This is a genomic window from Peribacillus sp. P4_C12 (genome assembly GCF_056402095.1).
Genome location: NZ_JBFUIB010000044.1, coordinates 1 through 21,071, shown reverse-complemented (window position 1 = coordinate 21,071; position 21,071 = coordinate 1). Strand labels below are relative to the sequence as shown.

The 21,071-nt window shown below is 36.9% G+C and carries 18 protein-coding genes and 2 pseudogenes; 13 read left to right on the top strand and 7 right to left on the bottom strand.

Going from position 1 to position 21,071, the window contains the following annotated elements; all coding sequences use genetic code 11:
* A partial coding sequence (locus AC1DUW_RS09865; protein WP_477642432.1) for a PTS ascorbate transporter subunit IIC occupies positions 1-842 on the top strand: 842 nt, incomplete at its 5' end.
* Positions 843-951: 109 nt separating this feature from the next.
* Complete coding sequence (locus AC1DUW_RS09860; RefSeq protein ID WP_477642431.1) at positions 952-1,398, top strand: HAD family hydrolase; 447 nt, start codon at positions 952-954, stop codon at positions 1,396-1,398.
* Between the two features lie 851 nt (positions 1,399-2,249).
* Here the strand turns inward: AC1DUW_RS09860 and AC1DUW_RS09855 are convergent.
* Positions 2,250-2,648 (bottom strand): helix-turn-helix domain-containing protein, encoded by a 399-nt coding sequence (locus AC1DUW_RS09855; protein ID WP_252430822.1) that lies wholly within the window; start codon positions 2,646-2,648, stop codon positions 2,250-2,252.
* Between the two features lie 219 nt (positions 2,649-2,867).
* On the opposite strand from AC1DUW_RS09855, the gene AC1DUW_RS09850 reads away from it, so the two are divergent.
* The 4 genes and pseudogenes from AC1DUW_RS09850 (at position 2,868) to AC1DUW_RS09835 (ending at position 7,401) form a co-directional block, all read left to right on the top strand.
* Positions 2,868-3,857, top strand: a complete 990-nt coding sequence (locus AC1DUW_RS09850) for an asparaginase (protein ID WP_053347682.1) — start codon at positions 2,868-2,870, stop codon at positions 3,855-3,857.
* 20 nt (positions 3,858-3,877) lie between these two features.
* Positions 3,878-5,308, top strand: a complete 1,431-nt coding sequence (gene aspA / locus AC1DUW_RS09845) for an aspartate ammonia-lyase (protein WP_053348174.1) — start codon at positions 3,878-3,880, stop codon at positions 5,306-5,308.
* A 405-nt stretch (positions 5,309-5,713) separates the two neighbouring features.
* The gene (gene desA, locus AC1DUW_RS09840) at positions 5,714-6,745 is read left to right on the top strand and encodes a Delta(5) desaturase DesA (RefSeq protein ID WP_053347681.1); all 1,032 of its coding nucleotides are present in this window, start codon (positions 5,714-5,716) and stop codon (positions 6,743-6,745) included.
* Between the two features lie 84 nt (positions 6,746-6,829).
* Positions 6,830-7,401, top strand: a pseudogene (locus AC1DUW_RS09835) (response regulator).
* A gap of 299 nt (positions 7,402-7,700) precedes the next feature.
* On the opposite strand, the gene blaOXA reads toward AC1DUW_RS09835, so the two are convergent.
* On the bottom strand, positions 7,701-8,495 hold the full coding sequence (gene blaOXA, locus AC1DUW_RS09830) for a class D beta-lactamase (protein WP_477642430.1): 795 nt from the start codon (positions 8,493-8,495) through the stop codon (positions 7,701-7,703).
* Positions 8,496-8,632: 137 nt separating this feature from the next.
* On the opposite strand from blaOXA, the gene AC1DUW_RS09825 reads away from it, so the two are divergent.
* The 3 genes from AC1DUW_RS09825 (at position 8,633) to AC1DUW_RS09815 (ending at position 11,735) form a co-directional block, all read left to right on the top strand.
* Positions 8,633-10,033 (top strand): aminotransferase-like domain-containing protein, encoded by a 1,401-nt coding sequence (locus AC1DUW_RS09825; RefSeq protein WP_477642429.1) that lies wholly within the window; start codon positions 8,633-8,635, stop codon positions 10,031-10,033.
* Between the two features lie 316 nt (positions 10,034-10,349).
* Positions 10,350-11,105 (top strand): AAA family ATPase, encoded by a 756-nt coding sequence (locus AC1DUW_RS09820; protein WP_053347677.1) that lies wholly within the window; start codon positions 10,350-10,352, stop codon positions 11,103-11,105.
* 165 nt (positions 11,106-11,270) lie between these two features.
* Positions 11,271-11,735, top strand: coding sequence for a DUF3291 domain-containing protein (locus tag AC1DUW_RS09815; RefSeq protein ID WP_053347676.1), 465 nt, complete (start codon positions 11,271-11,273; stop codon positions 11,733-11,735).
* Between the two features lie 72 nt (positions 11,736-11,807).
* Here the strand turns inward: AC1DUW_RS09815 and AC1DUW_RS09810 are convergent.
* Positions 11,808-11,960, bottom strand: a pseudogene (locus AC1DUW_RS09810) (DNA gyrase inhibitor); the annotation flags it as partial.
* A 200-nt stretch (positions 11,961-12,160) separates the two neighbouring features.
* Between AC1DUW_RS09810 and AC1DUW_RS09805 the strand changes: the two are divergent.
* On the top strand, positions 12,161-12,781 hold the full coding sequence (locus tag AC1DUW_RS09805) for a hypothetical protein (RefSeq protein ID WP_477642428.1): 621 nt from the start codon (positions 12,161-12,163) through the stop codon (positions 12,779-12,781).
* A 556-nt stretch (positions 12,782-13,337) separates the two neighbouring features.
* Here the strand turns inward: AC1DUW_RS09805 and AC1DUW_RS09800 are convergent.
* From AC1DUW_RS09800 to AC1DUW_RS09785, 4 genes are all read right to left on the bottom strand, one after another.
* Entirely contained in the window at positions 13,338-14,183 is an 846-nt protein-coding gene (locus AC1DUW_RS09800) for a carbon-nitrogen hydrolase (RefSeq protein ID WP_379176908.1), read from the bottom strand.
* A complete protein-coding gene (locus tag AC1DUW_RS09795; RefSeq protein WP_477642427.1) occupies positions 14,180-15,793 on the bottom strand; it encodes an amidohydrolase in 1,614 nt (537 codons plus the stop codon). The genes AC1DUW_RS09800 and AC1DUW_RS09795 overlap by 4 nt, the downstream gene beginning before the upstream one ends.
* Before the next feature lie 169 nt (positions 15,794-15,962).
* A complete protein-coding gene (locus AC1DUW_RS09790) occupies positions 15,963-17,306 on the bottom strand; it encodes an APC family permease (protein ID WP_056529922.1) in 1,344 nt (447 codons plus the stop codon).
* A 351-nt stretch (positions 17,307-17,657) separates the two neighbouring features.
* Complete coding sequence (locus AC1DUW_RS09785) at positions 17,658-18,638, bottom strand: patatin-like phospholipase family protein (protein WP_053347672.1); 981 nt, start codon at positions 18,636-18,638, stop codon at positions 17,658-17,660.
* 537 nt (positions 18,639-19,175) lie between these two features.
* On the opposite strand from AC1DUW_RS09785, the gene AC1DUW_RS09780 reads away from it, so the two are divergent.
* The 3 genes from AC1DUW_RS09780 (at position 19,176) to AC1DUW_RS09770 (ending at position 20,838) form a co-directional block, all read left to right on the top strand.
* Positions 19,176-19,385 (top strand): hypothetical protein, encoded by a 210-nt coding sequence (locus AC1DUW_RS09780; RefSeq protein ID WP_053347671.1) that lies wholly within the window; start codon positions 19,176-19,178, stop codon positions 19,383-19,385.
* 261 nt (positions 19,386-19,646) lie between these two features.
* The gene (locus AC1DUW_RS09775) at positions 19,647-20,018 is read left to right on the top strand and encodes a VOC family protein (protein ID WP_056529927.1); all 372 of its coding nucleotides are present in this window, start codon (positions 19,647-19,649) and stop codon (positions 20,016-20,018) included.
* 445 nt (positions 20,019-20,463) lie between these two features.
* Entirely contained in the window at positions 20,464-20,838 is a 375-nt protein-coding gene (locus AC1DUW_RS09770) for a hypothetical protein (protein ID WP_056529930.1), read from the top strand.
* The last annotated feature ends 233 nt before the right edge of the window (positions 20,839-21,071 follow it).

The window sequence follows — 21,071 nt, the reverse complement described above, 5'->3', positions numbered from 1 at the left end:
GTGTTCCGCTTATCCTGGTCGGTTCTATTATATTAGGGGTATGCATGGTGTTGTTCCCTGCTATCCTTCAACCATACGTACGGAAGATTACCGGAAGCGATGATTTTGCCATCGGCCACTTTGGGACGATCGGGTATTTTGTTTCCGCGACTGTTGGAAAATGGTTTGGAAATAAGGAAAAGACGACGGAGCAGATTAAGGTTCCTAAATCTTTAGGATTTTTAAGGGACACTTCAGTCGCTGTATCACTTACGATGACATTGTTCTTTGTGATTGTTGCGTTGTTTGCGGGTCAAGACTATATTGAAACGAAACTATCCGGTGGTTCTAACTTCATCGTATTTTCATTCATCCAGGCCATTACATTTGCGGCCGGTGTGTACATCATTCTTGCAGGGGTGCGGATGTTAATTGCTGAAATCGTTCCTGCCTTCAAAGGGATTGCGGATAAAGTGGCGCCTGATACAAAGCCTGCGTTAGATTGTCCAACCATCTTTCCATTTGCTCCAAACGCAGTGATCATCGGGTTCTTATTCAGTTTTTTAGCTGGACTATTATCCATGTTCCTTCTTCCGGCAATAGGATTAAAAGTTATCGTTCCAGGGCTCGTACCACATTTCTTTACTGGGGCAGCTGCCGGTGTATTTGGAAATGCTACGGGTGGCCGACGTGGAGCGATGCTAGGATCATTTGCCAACGGTATCATTATTAGTTTTCTGCCTGCGGTTCTCTTGGTCTTCTTAGGAGATGTAGGGTTTGAAGGTACCACATTTGGTGATTCAGACTTCGGTGTGGTTGGACTCTTAATTCTAAGTATTATGAAACTATTAGGATTATCTTAATCTGATATTGAATAAGGAAAAAATCATATATCTGCCAACAGCCTAAGATCTTATAGATAGTAGGCTGTTGGCTTTTTTATTACATAATAGAAATGTATGAGGTGATGGTATGGATTATAAAGTAATTGTGCTAGATTTGGATGGCACGACACTGAATGAAATGAATACAGTGAATGAGACACTGAAAAATTACTTAATCGAACTTAGAGAAAGTGGAAAGTTGATTTTTATTGCAACGGGAAGAACGTTAAAAGAAGTAAGAGACGTTTTGCCGGCTGATTTGAAAGTGGATGGAATGGTAACTGCGAATGGAATGTCTGCATTTATTGGAAAGAAGCAGATTGTCGAACACACTCTGTCGCCTGAACTTGTGGAAGAATTGGTCGCCAAAGCAGGAGAGGGAGAGATTTATTACGAAGTTCATCCGAACAATGGATCACGGATGGCATTACTTAAAGATAAAGTCTTTATGGTTAAACAGGGTATGGGGCACAAGCCTGCAACAGTCGAAGAACATGAATGGCTATCTTGCAAAATCTACTCCCTAGAAGCATAGATTCTCAGTTTCCATAAAATTGCTAGCTTATGAAGTTAACACGAACGATTATTTTTAATTTTTTTACCAATGAAGTCCAGGTATCTTTTCCGCGTTTTACTCATGGGACTTCTAAAAGAAGATGGATAAAAATCACAATCTTATATGTAAGTACAGAACCTATTTTGATTAGCTCTATTTCAAAATGGGTTCTTTCTGTTTGATGATTAGGGGGCAATTTTTCTAGGTTTATTTGGGACAGTAATCTTGATGGGGATTTGGATATCAGGCCGTGAACGTGTTTCAAAGAAGAGGAAGAAAGAAATGGAGAAAATCGAAGTTCAGAAATTGTAATGTTTTGTTATAGAGTGTGGATAACTTAATTCATTAAATGATCAGACTATTTATAAGTTGGTTAGGGAATATGACAAGGAATCTTAAAAAAATCATCATACAATAGAAGAATCTTGTCAAAAAGAATCCTTTGCAAAAGGCAGCATCTCACCAAGTGATCTTAAGGATCATGCTCATCAATTGCAACCATTTCTATTTGATTCCAAAGATTTTCTAATCTTTTTGATAATATAACCAACAAAAAGGGGCTTCTTCAAGCAAAACCACTGTTTACGGTGGTTCAGCTTGAAATATTCAAATAAACCACCTACTGTTCCTGATGATAAACTTTTAGGGAAATAATTATTTTGTGGTTCTGGAGCGAAAATAAACAGATAGCAAAAACAAAATAATCTCAGTTAATGGATTATATAATCATACTTAAAGTTGAATTTCTATGATTAGAATATTCTGTATTTTGGTTATATCTATTTATTTTGTTGAAAAAATTTGAGGTTGATTAAGAATCCATTACGGCCTTAGCCCAATGAATCTCTTGTCACATATTGTTTATAGCAGTTTCTTTCCAATTCTCGCTTAGCTCTAATAAAAGCAATAAATTGTATCATTTCCTCTTCAGAAAGAGATATTCCATCGACAGCCAGCTCCAAATTTAAGGGATCCGTTAATTCCATGAATTGAACGGACTCTGTGGAAATCTCTTTAGGCAGAAAAGTTGAATGTTCAACTCTACCTAGAATGTAGTCAATCGAAGTCTCAAATAAATCAGCCATTGACTTAATAGATTCTAATGATGGACGACGATATCCGGACTCGTAACCTGCATATGTACTCTTGGCAATCCCGAGTCGATCAGCGGTGTATTGCAATGACCATCTTTTTTTCTTTCTTAATGAGATAATTCTGTTTAATATCATGTTCCAGTACTCCTTCTTTTTCTTATTCTTATACCATTATAATAATATAAAATGTACGCGAAGCGAATAATATTTTGCTTGATTTCCCTCTTTTATAAAATTATAATACAAATAGCGTTCGCGGAACGCGAATTTTAATGAAAAATGCATTTATTTCTGTCGTTATACTTATAGTAATTGTAAATACCGATATAGGTAACTTATAGAGGAGGTATAATTATGAAGAGGTTGATGCTTCTCACGACTGGTGGTACAATTGCTTCGTTAGAAGGGAAAAATGGACTGGTTCCAGAGATGAAAGCTGATGAAATTTTAGGTCATCTACCGGGTTTGGATTTACTCTGTCAGATTGATAGTAAGCCTTTGATGAATATTGATAGTACAAATATGCAACCGGAATATTGGTCTGAAATGGCAAAATCCATCCATGAACACTACCATGATTACGATGGCTTTGTAATCACCCATGGGACAGATACAATGGCCTACACTTCAGCTGCGCTCTCATATATGTTACAAGATGTAGAGAAACCAATTGTGGTTACAGGGTCTCAAATCCCAATTGCCTTTAAAAAAACAGATGCCAAAAGAAATATCTCGGACGCAATTCGGTTTGCTTGTGAAGGGATCGGAGGAGTATATGTAGTTTTTGATGGTAGAGTCATTCAGGGAACAAGGGCTATTAAATTGAGAACGAAAAGCTATGACTCGTTTGAAAGTATTAATTACCCTTATGTTGCTACTATATATAAAGATAAAATAGAGTATAATAAGTCTGTTCATTTATCAAAGAATAAGGAAGTTAAATTAGATACTTCCCTTTGTACAGATGTTGCTTTGGTAAAGTTACATCCTGGAATTAAGCCAGAATTCTTTGATTTTCTGAAAAACGAATATCAGGGGATTGTAATAGAAAGTTATGGAAGCGGCGGTATTCCATTTCACGGAAGAAACATTTTGGAGAAATTGAATGAATTGGCAGAGTGTGGAATATCTGTTGTCATTACTACTCAATGTTTAGAGGAAGGGGAGGATATGGATATATACGAAGTGGGGCGTAAAGTAAATCAGAATGTAATCATTCGTTCCAGAAATATGAATACAGAAGCCATCGTTCCTAAATTGATGTGGGTATTAGGCAAGACACAGGATCCACAAAAGGTGAAGGAAATGATGGAAACACCAATTGCAGAAGATATTACATTTTGAAACATGGGGGAGCAGGGGAAATGATGATAGACGAGAGAACATGCCGAATTGAGAAAGACTTTCTAGGTGAAAAGGAAATACCAGCAGATGTTTATTATGGAATACAAACTATGCGCGCTGTAGAAAATTTTCCGATTACCGGTTACAAAGTCAATGAAGAAATGATTCGTGCACTAGCCATGATAAAAAAAGCAGCCGCTTTAGCAAATATGGACACAAAACGTTTGTATGAAGGAATTGGAAGCGTTATCGTTAAAGCTTCAGATGAAGTGATCGATGGAAAATGGCATGAATATTTCATCGTTGATCCAATTCAAGGTGGCGCGGGTACATCGATGAATATGAATATCAATGAAATCGTTGCGAACAGAGCGTTAGAATTAATGGGGCACGAAAAAGGTGACTATGCAAAAGTTAGTCCAAACAGCCACGTTAACATGTCGCAGTCAACCAATGACGTATTTCCAACTGCTATTCATTTATCAACACTACGACTATTAGAGCAGTTAATAAAAACAATGACAAAGATGGCGTCAGTATTAAAGGCAAAAGCAAAACAATTTGATCATGTTATCAAAATGGGCCGTACACATCTTCAGGATGCAGTGCCAATTCGTCTCGGGCAAGAATTTGAAGCATATAGTCGCGTGCTAGAACGAGATATAAAAAGAATTAGTCAATCACGTCAGCATTTATATGAAGTGAATATGGGAGCAACAGCTGTTGGAACTGGATTAAATGCAGATCCACGTTATATCGAAAATGTTGTTACTTATTTAGCTGAAATTAGTGAATTGCCACTTGTAGGTGCAGAACATTTAGTAGATGCAACACAAAATACGGATGCCTATACTGAAGTGTCAGCTGCATTGAAAGTATGTATGATGAATATGTCTAAAATTGCTAATGATTTACGTTTGATGGCATCAGGGCCAAGAGCTGGGTTAGGTGAAATCTCGCTTCCGGCACGTCAACCAGGTTCATCAATAATGCCAGGAAAAGTAAATCCAGTAATGCCAGAATTAATTAATCAAGTTGCTTTCCAAGTAATTGGGAATGATAATACGATTTGCTTAGCATCAGAAGCAGGACAATTAGAATTAAACGTAATGGAGCCTGTACTTGTATTCAATTTATTGCAATCAATTAGCATTATGAATAATGCATTCAATGTCTTTACAGATTATTGTTTAGAAGGTATTGAAGCGAATGAGCAACATTTAAAAGATTATGTCGAACAAAGTGTTGGAGTGATTACAGCAGTCAACCCGCACCTTGGTTACGAAGTGGTTTCACGTATTGCACGTGAAGCGATTTTAAAAGGCAAATCAGTTCGCGAACTTTGCTTACAGTATGATGTGTTAACAGAAGAAGAATTAGATTTAATTCTAAACCCTTATGAGATGACAAAGCCTGGTATTGCGGGTGCTTCTCTTTTCGATCGAGAATAACTTTAATATATAGAATTTTTATTGGAAGAACTATGCCTATTATGCCCTAAAGGTTAAAGGCATAGTTCTTGATTTTTTATTCTTAATTTGAACTTTTGAGTTAGCCTTTAGTGAAGGCTAACTTTTTTTTAGATTTAGAAGCTATTTTGGGGGCAGCATTCTACCAAGACCCCATAGAAACGCATTGACTACTCCTAGAATTAAAGGCTAAGGAAACTAGGATGTTTCTGATATTACGTCCTTTGTTCAGAAATTTAGGGAAATATCATAGGCAAGTGTAGTATAAATTTAACTTGTACATGACATTTGTCATATGCTAGTCATGACACCAGGTACTAACAATGTCATTTTCCTTCCTTTATAATATGAAGTAACAACAAAAACAAAAGGAAGTGCATTTGAATAATGACCATACAAAATACTAAAAACTTGAGAAAACAAGTTGCTCCTTTTGAACAATCAACCACAAAGGAAAGTATATGGCAGATTATCAATACGTTGGGGCCATTTATTATCTTATGGTACTTAACCTATATAAGCCTTTCCGTTTCTTATTGGCTAGCATTAGTTCCAGCCGTGATAGCTGCTGGCTTCTTGACACGAATTTTCATTATTTTTCATGATTGTACCCATCATTCATTTTTTAAAAGCCGTCGTATCAATAGAATAGTGGGGACAGCTATGGGTGTTTTAACGTTATTCCCGTTTGATCAGTGGGGGCATGAGCATTCTGTTCATCACGCTACAAGTGGTAATTTAGATAAGCGAGGTACGGGAGATATTTGGACACTTACGGTGGATGAATATTTGGCAGCACCACTTAAACTACGTTTAGCCTATCGTTTTTATCGCAATCCATTGGTAATGTTCGGAATAGGTCCAATTTATGTTTTCCTTCTTAAAAATAGATTTAACCGAAAAGGTGCTCGAAAGAAGGAAAAAATGAATACCTATTTGACGAATGTACTAATCGTTGTTTTAGTAGGATTACTTTGCTTGGCAGTTGGTTGGCAGTCGGTTCTTTTAGTACAAGGTTCCATATTCTTAATATCAGGTTCAGTAGGCATTTGGCTGTTTTACGTACAGCACACATTTGAGGATTCTTATTTTGAAGAAGATAAGGAATGGGAATATGTAAAAGCAGCAGTGGAAGGAAGTTCTTTTTATAAGCTTCCAAAACTGATGCAATTCCTTACTGGTAATATCGGATACCATCATGTGCACCATTTAAGTCCAAGGGTACCTAACTATAAACTAGAAGAGGCACATAATAATACCCTTCCTTTAAAGAACGTACCAACGATTACTCTTGCTACAAGCTTGCGGTCAATCCGTTTCCGCCTGTGGGATGAGGAAAATAAGAATTTTATTGGCTTCAAAGATTTAAGATATGTAGCGGAAAAAAGTGTTTCTGCTAAAGTGAAATCTGAGATATAACTGCACCATTTATGGACAGACTCCCCTTGATTATTGGGGGAGTCTTTAATTAATATAAAACTGCCCGGTAAGGAGAGAACTTAAATGATTCGAATTGTAATTGCAGAGGATCAGGAAATGCTGTTAGAGGCAATGAGTTCCCTACTTAATTTTGAAGAAGATATTGAAGTTGTCGGGCAAGCGCGTAATGGAGAAGAGGCACTTACACTTGTGCACCAATTACAGCCGGATGTTTGTATCATGGATATAGAGATGCCTGAAATGAGTGGACTTGAGGCAGCAGAAGCTTTAAAGCCATTTGATTACAAAGTAATTATTTTAACAACTTTCAGGAAAAATGGTTATTTTCAACGTGCGTTAAAAGCTAATGTAAGAGGATATTTATTGAAGGACAGCCCAAGTGACGAGTTAGCCTGTTCGATTCGCAGTATAATGGATGGAAAGCGAATTTACTCCCCCGAACTTATAGATCATGCTTCCAACAATAATGAACAGGAAATGGGAGTGTTAGGACTGTTGGCCGATGCTCAAACCACAATTGAACCCTCTAATCAGCAAAGTAACACAATTGGGACTGTAAGAAAATATTTTTCAACAATCAAAGATAAAATGAAATTACCAACCGGTTAGAAATTATTAACTTCACCCAAAAATAAACACTTCTCAGGAATCTACTTGTGAGATTTATGTTGTAATAGATTAAAAATTCTTTTTGAACTCTTTTTCTATTGTGGAAAGGAGTTTTTGTTTTTTTTATGACCAAAGGGATAAGAATCACGGGTCGAAATCCTTCAAAAAACCGCAAGTATGACGAGCAAACTTTGCTTGAATTTTGGTTGGAATATCAGATTAAGAGATGGCAGATCATAAAGGAAATTAAAAGGAACCTGAATCAATCGGTTCCTTTTGATTTTTCCTCATATTGTAAAATCTGATTAAGAGCATACGTGAAGGTTTATTCGTTAATAATTTTCAACTCTTTCAGAACATCTACTGTAATCGTCTTTGCTTTGTTTCCGCTTCCGTTAATGTTCGTTGCAAAGGCCCATTTCCCTTTCTCTGTTTCGATGTAACCTACATACCAGCCTAATCCCAGATCGGAAAGGCGTGTACCTGTTTTTCCGTGGAGAACATATGAGTCTGCTTCTTCATTAATCATGATTCTTTTTACTGTTCTCATATGCTGTTTATCAAAGGGCAGTTTTTCTTCTACGAGGTTCTCCATAAAATGAACTTGTTCTTGGGCAGATATTTTTATGCTGCTGTCAAGCCAGAAATGATCAATCCCACCGGATATATCCTGGTTACCATAATTGATTCGTTTCACGTATTTCTGCATATCCTCTGCACCAATATCCCGGGCCATATCTTGATAATACCAGATCACTGAATGTCTCATGCCTGAAGCCAGCGTATGATCCCTATTCCAATCCTCAAATTCCCTAAGTACACCATCCCAGCGCTTAACTTCATATTCATCATGTACGGCTTTTGTCTGTAAGCCGATTAATGCATTTGGCACTTTAAAAGTCGATTCTGGAGTAAAGCGCACTTTACTTCTCTTTTTGTTATAGATATATACCGTATCAGATTTAATGTTTTGTATTACGGTTGTCCCTTGTACCCCATCGAACGATTCCCCAACTTGCAGTACTTTCACCTTCTGGTTGTTTGCACTTACTTGAATGCTGCTCATTGAACCACTAAATAGGAGTACAATAAGCATTAGAAATACCTTTAGGATTTTCATTTCACACTCTCCTTAAAGTCATGGATTGATGGATCAGCAGCAATGCAGGCCTTCATTACTGCAATCAAAAATAGTTAACAAGATTTGATAGCTAAAGTATACTTATTTCCGTTGAGAAACTAAACGATGTTTTTCTTATGCTGTGCCCATACAGATTAGAAGGGAAGGGGAAAATAGTGAGGATATACGAGGAGATTATCGAGGTCATTAATCATCGGGTAGCGCAAGGTTTATTGGGGACAGGGAGCAAGCTGCCTTCTATCAGGGCTTTATCGGACGAGCTCTCTTGCAGTAAAAACAGTGTGATCAAGGCGTACCAGGAAATGGAGAATAGACATTTAATCTATTCTGTTCCCAAGAGCGGTTATTATGTTGTCGAGGACTACTCTTTTCGCCAAAAGGATCACATAGAGAATAAGAAAATAGATTTTTTGTCTGCAGGTCCCGATAAACATTCAATGCCATATCTTGACTTTAAACATTGCATTAACCAGGCGATTGATTTATATAAAGAAGAAATGTTTTCCTATTCAGAGATTCAAGGATTGCGTTCGCTTCGTTTAGAGCTAGTGAAGCATTTACAGGACCTCCAGGTTTTTACCATACCCGAAAGAATATTTGTTGTAACTGGATCTCAACAAGCCCTTCATCTTTTTGTCTCACTTCCATTTCCCAACGGAAAGAATAATATTTGCATTGAACAGCCAACACATACTGGATTCATTGAATCTCTAAAACATCAGAATGCTGTTGTTTATGGAATAGAGGTAACGAAAACTGGGATAGATTTGCATGATTTGGAACAAATATTTAAACAGAATAGCATCAAGTTCTTTTACATAACTTCAAGGTTTCATAACCCAACTGGTTATAGTTATTCGAATGCTGAAAAAAAGAAGATTGTGGAATTGGCACAACAATATGATGTCTATATCGTTGAAGATGATTATATGGGAGATCTTGATTTCAATTTGAAGCAGGACCCGATGTTTGCCTATGATACCTCAGGAAGGGTTATCTATACAAAAAGCTTTTCTAAGATATTACTTCCTGGTTTGAGGCTGGGCCTGACAGTCATACCTGACTCGATGAAAGAAGTATTTTTGCAGGCCAAATTTGCTGCAGATTTACATACCCCGGTTCTTACACAGGGTGCACTAGAAATTTACTTCAAAAATGGAATGTTTCATGCACATATAAAAAAAATGAGGGAGATGTATAGAAACAAAGGGAGGCTATTACAAACAGCCTATAGAGATCATCTGCCATCTTCTGCTTCTTTTTCCGGTTCATTATCGGGTTTTTATTCAACCATTGAATTACCTTATCCTCTAAAAGCTAAACATCTCATTGAACATTTAATGATGGAAAGTGTGTATGTGGACGATGTTGGAAAAATGTACATGCCAGAATGTAAAAAAGAAAATGTTATTCGACTTAGTGTTTCTCAAATTGAAGATGATTCTATCAGTATTGGTGTACAAAAAATTGCCGATTCTATTAGGAAACTTCTTAAACAGAGAAACATGTCTATATAAATTTATGTAAAATATGACTAGGTGACAACTAATTAACTCAAAGGACCTAATTTAGAATCTGTTTCTGGGAATGGTGAAGCGCAGTCTTAGAAAGCAGAATAACTCTAAAGAATAGAAGATAACTAGCTAAATTAAACCTCTATAAAATTCTGAGAAAACGGGAGATTACACTTTATATTAAGGGAGTATCGTGTAAATAGATCTGCTATACTTTATTATTAAGATACGTATGAAGCTCGCTTTATTTGTCGTAAAGGTTCCTAGAAGTTTATTTGTTTATAGCTAAAGAATTGTATTTGACACGAGGTGATTAATAATGAAGCTATATCATGATTCACAGTTTATCAGGGGTACCTACCTTAAAAGAGATCAAATTTCCTCATATGAAAATTTCCCACTTAATCTACCTGTAATTAAGCACTTGCAAGAATTAACTTTTCATCCCAATGTTACTTATATTATAGGTGAAAATGGAATGGGGAAGTCAACCTTGCTTGAAGGGATTGCTATTGCATTTGGATTTAACCCAGAAGGTGGAACTTTAAATTTTAACTTTTCCAGTTATGATTCACACTCGAATTTAGAACAATATCTCCGTTTGAAAAAGGGGGTATATAAGCCGAAGGATAGTTTTTTCTTTAGGGCGGAAACCTTTTATAATTTAGCTACAAATATAGAGGAATTAGACAAGGAGCCATCGAGTGGTCGAAAAATTATAGATTCCTTTGGAGGAAAATCACTTCACCAACAATCTCATGGTGAATCTTTTTTTTCAGCTTTTATAGAACGATTTCAAGGCAATGGTCTGTACATCCTCGATGAGCCTGAAGCAGCTTTGTCACCACTGAGACAAATATCGATGTTAGCCAGAATAAATGAACTTGTTAATCAAGGGTCCCAGTTTATCATTTCCACCCATTCTCCGATAATTATGGCCTATCCAGATGCTAAAATTATTGAAATAAAAGAGGGTGGATTGAGTGAAGTAACTTTAGAGGAGTCCAATCACTATTTATTAATGAAACAGTTTTTTGAAGATAAAGATCGGTTGCTTCATCATCTATTCCAATAAGTGTAGCTTCAATGTTCTTTTACTAACGGGTGCTTTACTACAATTAGGGAGGTTGCTGAGGCGACCTCTTTCTTATGCAACTAAAGGGGCAGGTTAGCTGAAGAAGGAATTTTCACATTTTTACTTGAATATATCTAGGAAAAGACTATAGATGGAGGGCTGTTTATGGCATTAGTTTCAATCTATACTGTTGGTAGGCTAAACCACCCCTATGACCACCCTGCCTCTCGTGAATTTTTTCAAGTGGGAAATGAAGTATATCGTCAGGCAACTAAATCAGGACTTATAGAGGCGTTTTCACCTGAAGGAGTCCCTTTCCCAGACGAAACCGTAAAGGGAAATGGTTCTCCTATTCTCACACTAACTGTATGGAGAAGCCTTCAATCCTTATATCGCTTTACCTATTCAGGACAGCATATGCAAGCATTACGAGATAGAAGCAGATGGATCGAGCCATATCCAGAGAAACACCTTTCTTATGTAGTTTGGTGGACAGAAAAGGAGACGGATGTCTCATGGGAGGAGGCCTTCAAGAGATATAACTATTATATTCAGCATGGTCCCACTCCTTTTGCATTTGATTTTAAGCATGCATTTGATGAAAAAGGAGAGACGTTCTTGATTAAGTAGCAGGGTTACCCTTTATTAATTGGGAAATTATCCATTGATAAAGTATCAAACTAGAAAAAAGCTAATCAACTATTACGGTTTTACTGGTACGCATATTTCGCAATAAGGGTTATTAATTATATCACCAGTGTATCTTTCCAAGATGGGCTTGTTATCAATTTGATATCCATAGCTTTGTATAGATGGAAAAATTTCAGCATATGCTTTTTGAATATCTTCTGCTGACCTAAACTAATTCTTCTTAAACGAACTGTTTCGATACTTCAATAATGAAGTGTCGCTTTTTTCTTGTAGAGCAAATGGGAGTGAATAGTTCAGTAATTTGCACGCTCGAATATAATGAAAAAGGGATGTAGTTTTTTTATCGCCAATGCCAATGAAAGGTGTAATGATCAAATACTTAAGATGAAAGGAAACCTTTATTTATGGTACAAACTTCAAGATTCATTTCTAGAGCTGCTGTTCGCGGATCTGCAAGTGGTTTACTATTCATGGCGTTTTTCGGTACGCTTTGGGCAGGCACAGGTGTAATGGGATTGCAAGGTTGGGGATTTCCTTACGTGGAGTTAGCTGCTGTTTTCATAGGTATTACGTTGATTATTGGCGGGATTTCATTAATACGAGCATCAAAACGATTATCTAATCAGGTCTCACAAGAAGATGCCAGGCGCTGGAAGCGTATAAGGTTTTGGTTTAACATAACCTTCATTGCGGAAGGTTTGGCAATCGGGATTGCAATTGCCATCTGTAACGCAACTAATTTTACTGATCTAATACCGGCAATTATCGCCTTAATTGTGGGTATTCATTTTTTACCTTTGGCGCATCTTTTTCAATTAAGAATCTACTATGTTACCGGAATACTCCTCTGTTTACTTGCGATTATTACATTACTGGTTGTGCCTGAGAGTGTCACGCTGTTTGAGCATCAAATCATTGCACCGTTGTCGATAATCGGCTTTGGCTCCGCACTAATCCTTTGGACAACTGGATTGACGATATGGCTAAAGGCTAAAAAATTGCTAGGTATCGTCCCGCAATTATAACCTAAATAGTGAGACAGGACTTTACTTCGAAAAAGTGCGTCTATTGTACAAAAATGTGAAATGCAGAGTAATTTTCTTATACAGCTAATTGGGAAGGCGTGAATAAAGCTTCCTAGCGCCATACCAAAAGCCACTGAATTGGTAGGCGATCTAAACACGATGATTGAAGAGTTCATCATGACAGATGAAATTTGAGAAAAGGTGAAGGACGATCCATATGAAGTCATTATCAAAAGCAAGGATGAGAAAACGAATGACTTAAAGGAAGAGGGACTGTCTTATATAAAATAAGGCAGTCCCTTCAGTTTATTATGTTATTTTTTTAATTCAATAAATTGGTAGGACCCCAATCCATGATTATTATTTGTTTCCTCATATACATAATCCGAACGAAATATAGCAAGAGTTGCATTATGCTCTTGTATCTACATAACGTTTATTCGGTTTATTTGAGCTAACTTCAAAAGAGGTACCAATTAGTGTTTTATAGGATTCAACATATTCTAATAGAAAATGTTGAATGATTAGTACGTACTTATACATAGGACAGGTAACCCTAACATTGTTCCAAAATCGGCCCGTATGTATCCGTTCGTCGATCCCTTAAAAATTGTAGGAGATTTCTTGCAATCTCGATTTCTTTTATATTGATTTCCTGGACCAGGATTCCTTCCTCTTCATCTAATGATTGGACAATATCCCCCATTGGATTGCTTATGAAACTTCCACCATAGAATCTCATATCTTTTTCTTGGCCGACTCGGTTAACCGCAGCTACAAATACTCCATTGTGAATGCCGTGTGAAGAGATGGCTTTGGTCCAGGTTCTTCTAGTGGATAGCTCTGGATGATCCGGCTCCGAACCAATTGCGGAGGGATAGAATAGTATATCTGCTCCCTTCAATGTCAAAATACGGGCTACCTCCGGAAACCACTCGTCCCAGCAGATGCCGATTCCAATCTTCCCAAATTTCGTATCGTACACTGGATACCCTGTATTTCCTTGCGTAAAGTAATATTTTTCATGGTATTGGGGCCCGTCTGGGATATGGTTTTTCCGTGTTGTGCCTAAATGTTGTCCATTTTCGTCAAAAACTGCAGCACTATTAAAATAAATCCCTTTTGCTACCCATTCATAGAAGGGAACGATTAACACGATTCCTAGCTCTTTGGAAAGTTCCTGCATCTCCTTTATAGCTACGTGGTCTAAAGGGATTGCTAATTGATAATTCTCTACAGAAACTGTTTGAGCAAAGTATTCAGAATGATAGAGTTCCTGTAAACAAATAACCTTTGCTCCTTGAGCTGCAGCTTCTCTGACCTTCACTTTTGTTTTTTCTACATTCACTTCAATTCGTTCATCACAAGTCAATTGAATTAATCCTATCTTCACTTTGCTCATATGGATACCTCCCCAACAATTTCATGGACAACCCTTCCGTCTACCATGGTAAAAACAACATTTGCATTTTTGATTTCCTCATATGGGACATCAAATAAGTTACGGTCAAGGACAATAATATCTGCAAGTTTTCCAGCCTCAATTGTTCCTAGTTCTTTTTCACGGAAAGACCCATATGCCGGAGCCGCAGTATAAGCAAGTAGCGCATCCTTTAATGAAATTCGTTCCTTTTCATCCCATGTTACACCTTCATCATCTAGCCTTGTAACAGCACGATAAATCCCTGACAACGGTTCCAACTTTACAACTGGATAGTCGGTGCCAAATACAACATTTGTGCCATTATCTATCATCGTTTTTAGTAAAAAGGTATATTTCATTCGCTCTTGCCCGATTAAGTCCTCGTACACCTCCCTTTGTGAAACGTTGATATGTTCTGGCTGAACAGAGGCAAGTACTCCTAGTTTGTTAAACCTTTCAATGTCATCAGGATGAATCATTTCTACATGCTCTATTACATGACGGGAATCTCTCACCCCGTTTTTCCGCTGTGCTGCTTCAAAAGAATCCAAGGCTAATTTAACCGCTCCATCCCCAATACAATGGAAGCGAACCCGAAAGCCTTCTTTATCAGCTTCTACTGTCCAATTTTTAATCGTCTCCTCAGGAAAAACTGTATTCCCCTTTGTCGTTGGATTGTTTGCATATTCATCTAGCAAATAGGCAGTATGACTGGTGGTGACTCCATCGACAAACTGTTTGAAGCCACAGAATTGAACCAAATTGGATGTATATTTCTCACGTAAACTTTTTGCCAGTCCCAAATCTCCGTTTAAGGGAGCAACAAAATGAATTCTTGCAGTTAACTTACCTTGTTTTTCATATTCACCATACAATTCAGCTTCTTCCACACCCATTTCTGGGATCCTTAATAAATCATGAACAGAAGTAACTCCGTATTTAGCTGCTTCACGTAAAAAATTATCGAGTAACTTATCTTGCATTTCAAGATTAATAGGTAATGCTTTCGTGACAAAACCTACAGCGTGCTCAAGTAATAATCCTGTAGGCTCCCCATTTTCATCCCTAACAATCTCGCCGTATGGAGGATTTTTCGTATTTTTATCGATCCCTGCCAATTCCAACGCTTTGGAATTCACCCATGCACTATGAAATTCAGCCTGATATAACAGTACAGGTCTGTCCGAAATTACTTCGTCCAAGAAGGATCGGTGCGGCTGCCCATCCTCCCAAAGGCTTTGTTCCCAGCTACACCCTATGACAAAGGGGTCATCTATTTTGGTGTCTGCGTATGCTTTAACCATCTCAGCGGCATCTTTTGCCGATTTCGCTGAATTGAGCCGAACGCTATCATTCAATAAACCTCCTAACAACAAATGGATATGGAAGTCATGGAAACCCGGCATAATCAGTTGATCACCAAAATGGTAAATCTTCGTCTGACTATCTACATATTCAGCAAAACGACCTAATTCTAAAATTTCTATAATTTTATTTTCCTTGATTAATATAGACGCTGGAACGGGAGAGTCTGTTGACCCGGTTAAAACTGCATTCCCACTAATAACAATATCTGCTATGATCGGCATTGTAACCTCTCCTTATAGAGTAAAATCTTATTTTCGCATGCCACTTGTTTTATTTAAAAAGTGCAAGTTCTATGCCAAATTAACTCTGGCTGTTCACCTAATCCTATAAAATTGCTATTACTTTTGATTATTGTATCTTCTTTAATCATGATAATTTCCCCTCTATTTTTTAAGTATGCTCACCTGATAAGTTTATTTCTGGTGGTGACTCTTTAAATCCTTTTGTTAATACCAGCATGTATACAAACCCAAGCACGAACCAAATCCCTCCAAGTACTTTTGAGTGAATATCTAAGTTCACAAGTAACCATAAATCAAGAACGGCTCCAATAAGTGGGATGATTAAATATAGAATGGTTCCTTTGAAAGATCGCTGTTTGTTCTTGATAAAGTAATAAAAAATTACAGAGAGATTAACACAAGTGAAGGCAAGGAAGGCTCCGAAGTTTATAAATGAAGCAACTAATGTCAAACTTAAAACTAATGCAAGTAGTGAAAACCCACTAATTACAAGAATGTTATTAACAGGAGTGTTATATTTTTTATGAAGAGTTCCGAAGAATCGCTTCGGTAATTGTCCATCACGCCCCATTGCATAGAGGACACGTGATGCACTTGCTTGAGAAGACATTGCAGATCCAAAGGCGGTGAATCCATAAACAGCTAAGAAGAAAGTAGCAAATGTTTTTCCGCCAACTAATGTAATAATTTCATTAGCTGCAGCATCCGCATTACTGAACGTATCATATAAAGGCCATACGTTATGTGCAAAATATGAAACGGCTATAAATAGAATTCCTCCTGTAAACATGATGATATAGATTGCGCGGGGAATGGTTTTTTCAGGTTGAATCGTCTCTTCAGCAAATGCTGTAGCAGAATCAAATCCAAGAAATGAGAAACAAAGAAGTGCTGCTCCTGCGACTATGAAAGAAAAGTGCTCATTCGTATTATAAAAAGATTCAAAACTCCAAAGTGTACCCGTTCCTGTGCCACCGGTAATTTCACGGATGGATAATCCGATAAATATAGCGATGAAAAGAAGGGCTAAAATTGTAAGGAGAGCATTTGCTTTCGTCGCCATTTTTACGCCTATCACATTAATCACTGTCACAATCAACAGTAAACTTAATACCCAAACATATGCCGGTATAGATGGAAAAGCTGCCGAGAAGAAAATGCTAAATAATAAGTAATTGACCATTGGAATGAATAAATAATCCATTAAAATCGACCAACCTACGAGAAAACCAGCATAAGAATTGATTGATTTTTGTGTGTACGCATAAGCAGAACCTGCTGAAGGTATAACCTTTGCCATCTGTCCATAACTATATGCCGTAAAGAACATCACACCTAAAGCGAGTAAGTAGGATCCTGGAACCATACCATGAGATAATTGAGCCGCGATTCCATATGTACTAAACACAGTGGCCAACGCCATAAATGAAAAACCAAATAGAACGACAGGAATAAGCGTTAACGACCTCTTCATCCCTTTTGAATCTGACATATAACAACCCCCTTTATTTCTGTTTTAGTTTCTACACATAAAACAAAGCAAAAAATATGCCATTTTGTCTTTTGTGGTGACACAAGCCTTAAGAAATCCTTTATCAAATGAGAAGAAATTTGTACTTGAAACCACAATTAAGTTCCAAAAACATGTAAAATTGCATACCTTATTCAAATTTGCATAAAAAATCATCCTATTTAAGGTAATCTACTTTAAAAGGATGTCATTGTTATTCGTAGCACTAACAGGGCAGTTTAGTTGAAGATGAACTGAATAAATAAATAAATAAAAACAGCCAGGTTCTGGCTGTTTTTTTATAAAAAATCCAAATTCTTGAAAATAAAAAAATCAATCAGATTTATGGGATAATTTTATGTTCCAGTTTTTCTCTATAAATTGAATTGCAGGTTGTAAATTTGTTTTGTTAGCAATTGAAATGACAGTGGGAACCACAGAAGGGTCCGTTTTGGATAAATTAGGGATCCGTGGATTTAACCGAAAAAAACGATTTCCTAGAAGCTGAGAACTGACCATGGATTCATAGTAACCGGATCCACTAGCGACTATTTGAAGAAATGGCAGTAAGGGTTCATTGGGAGATCGGTCCAAAAGAACTCCCCAATTTGGGGGAAGGTTTTTCATATTTTCGGGGCGTATGTTATCTGCACTCACCATCCCCCACCCCTTCGTATCTCTTCTTAATTGAGTCGGCTCTTCACCTGTTCCAATGGATAATACCGCAATTTGATCCAAAGGCTGTTTGGCTTTCCCCACTGCAAACGCAATACTGGCTGTACTGGGGTTAGTTGCTACTGTATACCCATCCACGTAGTTCTGATAGGCTCGTTGTGTCGCAGGAGCACCACTGCTCCGTAGTATTACATCACTCGCTTTCTCATTTAAATAGGGAGAGCCAGGAAAGTTGTGGAATAACACAGGAGTCCAACGATTCAGCTCCGGTGAGAATAAATGAAATGCAGGGACAACAATTCGTCTTTTTAAGTCTTTGAGGAGAAGATCTGGTGGGAAAAAGGTTTCTACCGCTTTAATGAAACCAGAATAAGGTAATTGTTGGTTATAAACAGGTCCACCTGGTCGGGAAACGCTGAATGCCGGCAGGATTTTATCCTTAAAAAACTGGAGTGTCTCCTTCGGCGATCTTCCACTTGCTAACGCAAGGGCAGTGAATGAACCGATTGAATTTCCCGAAAAAACATTGGTTCGACTAATTAATTTTGGGTTTTGCTGAGCCAGTCTGTTCAAAAGTTGTAAACTTAAAGCACCTAAGGTACCGCCTCCATCAAAGGTCATGATCCGATATTTTGTCAAAGCTGATTTCTCCTTTCTAATCTGATCATAAGTATCATTCAGTATATGTTTTATTTCGTGTCTAATGAATACCTCTTTGACCTGAAATCCTTCAGGAGCCGGATTATGTAGCTAAACATCCAAGGAAAGACTCCATCGAGTATATAAAAAAATACTACGACGAGGATAGAGGAGACTACGTTTGAGTGGCAGTACGTGCATACCAAAGCTACAAAGGTTACTTGGCCATTATTATGGACGAAAAGATAATAATGATTTGATCATGTTCGCTTCTACACAAAACGTAAAATGATAGTTTCTTTAAGGAGGGAGAAATCGTATGAAAAAGAAACATAAAAAAATATTATCTATGACAGTAGCTGTATTTGTGAGAAAATCTTATTAAACTGAGGGAGTTTAATAAGATATCTTCCATCTGTTTAATTGAGTGCCAGCTCATGTTATAATGGATAACTTAAGATAATTACTATTTTTACCTATAATTGAACGGATGCCAAGAAAAGCCTCCGCATAGCGATAAAATATGGAGGTGTAAGAATGAATAAACAATGGACGATTGGTAAAATTAAAGAATTTGTTGAGAAGAATTCGGAAAGTAAGTTGCTAACGACGGAATATCACGGTTTTTCTCAAAAGTTACTATTTAAATGTACATGTGGTAGCAACTTTGAAAAAACATTTACGAAATTTAAAAATAATAACCAACGTAAATGTGACGTGTGCCAACCGCCTAAAGCGGCACGATAATGTATAGCGAATAAACGAAGTGCCGATTTCTATTAAAGAGAAGTTGGCACTATTTTTATTTTAGGGGGAATAAAGTGGATTTCACTAAAGGGGCATATTAGTTGAAGAGTGCTGTTTGACCTTTGTTCAACAATTGGGCCATTTAATGGAATATTAACTGGGCTTTGGTTGACAAACTGAAATGTATTCTTCAAAGTAACGATATATACTTAATTTATGTAATTAACTTTCTGAATTATTAATTATTTGAGTGGAGGAATTATGAAACTAGGTGCATTCTCTGTAAGTTTAAGTGTAAAAGACATTAACAAATCAAAATCATTTTACGAAAATTTAGGATTTCAAGTCTTTGGAGGGGATATTACCCAAAATTGGCTCATTATGAAAAATGAAAGTTGCATAATTGGTCTATTCCAAGGAATGTTTGAAAAGAACATTCTAACTTTTAATCCAGGATGGAATGAAAATGCCGAAAATCTCAATTCGTTTACGGACATTCGAGATATTCAAAATCAGCTTAAAGAAAATGGAATTAAAATACTGTCTGAAGCAGATGAAACAACCGAAGGGCCTGCAAGTTTTACAATTGAAGATCCTGATGGTAATCCCATTCTTGTAGATCAACACAGATGAAATGGAGGATGCAACAGGAACATATAATTATCCTTTAATAAACGTGAACTTCACTATTTAAGGTGACGGTGAAAATGTAGAACATGAGAAGTTATGGGTATTGAGTCTTGAAAAGGTCTCCCTTTATTACGTTAGATTGTTCTCCAAATTTCGATTAATTAATGAATCTATTCAATACTGAAGGGGTTCTTTCTTTTGTCGTCATAAGGATGAATTACTTGAAATTTATTAAATTTTAAAGCGACCCTTATGAATCCACAAAAAAACTAAATTATTTATTCAAGAGCGATTCTTTAATAAGAATCGCTTTTTTTATAAAACTAACAGGTGCATTAGTAGAAGATCAAGGCTGTAATTGAACAGCCTTTTTTCTTATGTCACTAACGGAACAGGTTACCTCAACAAGAAAATGTTAATATAGGGAGTTGAAAGGTGTTGATGTTGAGTGTATGTATTCCCAGAAGAAAACGACTTTCTTTCGTTGTTTGAGTGTGAACCTACATTATTTGATACCACTGCGAAAGATTTACCATTTTATTATAATAAAGCAACCTATCAATTTTCTAATGGAGAGGAAGACTTTATTGTTACACTTTCTCCATCTTACGGTGAAGTAAAAATACAAGTAACCCAACCGACTTCAAATAAATTGTTATCACTTTTGGATTTAAAACGAGTTGACAAATTTGAGATTACAGCAGACAAAAAGGAACTTTCAAGTGTACTTCTAACCGTTCTGAATGAAGATTCCCAACAAACAATAGAAATTGATTTTAAGCCGAAATATAAACTGATTTTTAGAGAACATTATATGCGGTAAAAACTCAGTCTTGTTCAACTAACAGGTGCTTTACTTCATTATCAGGAGCTGATCAGCAGCTCCTTTTCTATGCAACTATAGGGCAGTTTAATTCAACAAAGACGGAAATATTTTCATATTTGTGGATTTGAGTCAATATTTTGGACACTAAAAAGTTAAATCTTAAGCTGTATTCCTAATTCGATCTTCAATGGCTTGTGGGGTTTGATAGCCCAAGCTGCTGTGAATTCTTT

What these genes read in the sequence shown, in the direction of transcription:
- AC1DUW_RS09860 (WP_477642431.1), top strand. Translation starts at nt 952, where the DNA reads ATGGATTATAAAGTAATTGTGCTAGATTTGGATGGCACGACACTGAAT.
- AC1DUW_RS09855 (WP_252430822.1), bottom strand. Translation starts at nt 2,648, where the DNA reads ATGATATTAAACAGAATTATCTCATTAAGAAAGAAAAAAAGATGGTCA.
- AC1DUW_RS09850 (WP_053347682.1), top strand. Translation starts at nt 2,868, where the DNA reads ATGAAGAGGTTGATGCTTCTCACGACTGGTGGTACAATTGCTTCGTTA.
- aspA (WP_053348174.1), top strand. Translation starts at nt 3,878, where the DNA reads ATGATGATAGACGAGAGAACATGCCGAATTGAGAAAGACTTTCTAGGT.
- desA (WP_053347681.1), top strand. Translation starts at nt 5,714, where the DNA reads ATGACCATACAAAATACTAAAAACTTGAGAAAACAAGTTGCTCCTTTT.
- blaOXA (WP_477642430.1), bottom strand. Translation starts at nt 8,495, where the DNA reads ATGAAAATCCTAAAGGTATTTCTAATGCTTATTGTACTCCTATTTAGT.
- AC1DUW_RS09825 (WP_477642429.1), top strand. Translation starts at nt 8,633, where the DNA reads ATGCTGTGCCCATACAGATTAGAAGGGAAGGGGAAAATAGTGAGGATA.
- AC1DUW_RS09820 (WP_053347677.1), top strand. Translation starts at nt 10,350, where the DNA reads ATGAAGCTATATCATGATTCACAGTTTATCAGGGGTACCTACCTTAAA.
- AC1DUW_RS09815 (WP_053347676.1), top strand. Translation starts at nt 11,271, where the DNA reads ATGGCATTAGTTTCAATCTATACTGTTGGTAGGCTAAACCACCCCTAT.
- AC1DUW_RS09805 (WP_477642428.1), top strand. Translation starts at nt 12,161, where the DNA reads ATGGTACAAACTTCAAGATTCATTTCTAGAGCTGCTGTTCGCGGATCT.
- AC1DUW_RS09800 (WP_379176908.1), bottom strand. Translation starts at nt 14,183, where the DNA reads ATGAGCAAAGTGAAGATAGGATTAATTCAATTGACTTGTGATGAACGA.
- AC1DUW_RS09795 (WP_477642427.1), bottom strand. Translation starts at nt 15,793, where the DNA reads ATGCCGATCATAGCAGATATTGTTATTAGTGGGAATGCAGTTTTAACC.
- AC1DUW_RS09790 (WP_056529922.1), bottom strand. Translation starts at nt 17,306, where the DNA reads ATGTCAGATTCAAAAGGGATGAAGAGGTCGTTAACGCTTATTCCTGTC.
- AC1DUW_RS09780 (WP_053347671.1), top strand. Translation starts at nt 19,176, where the DNA reads ATGAATAAACAATGGACGATTGGTAAAATTAAAGAATTTGTTGAGAAG.
- AC1DUW_RS09775 (WP_056529927.1), top strand. Translation starts at nt 19,647, where the DNA reads ATGAAACTAGGTGCATTCTCTGTAAGTTTAAGTGTAAAAGACATTAAC.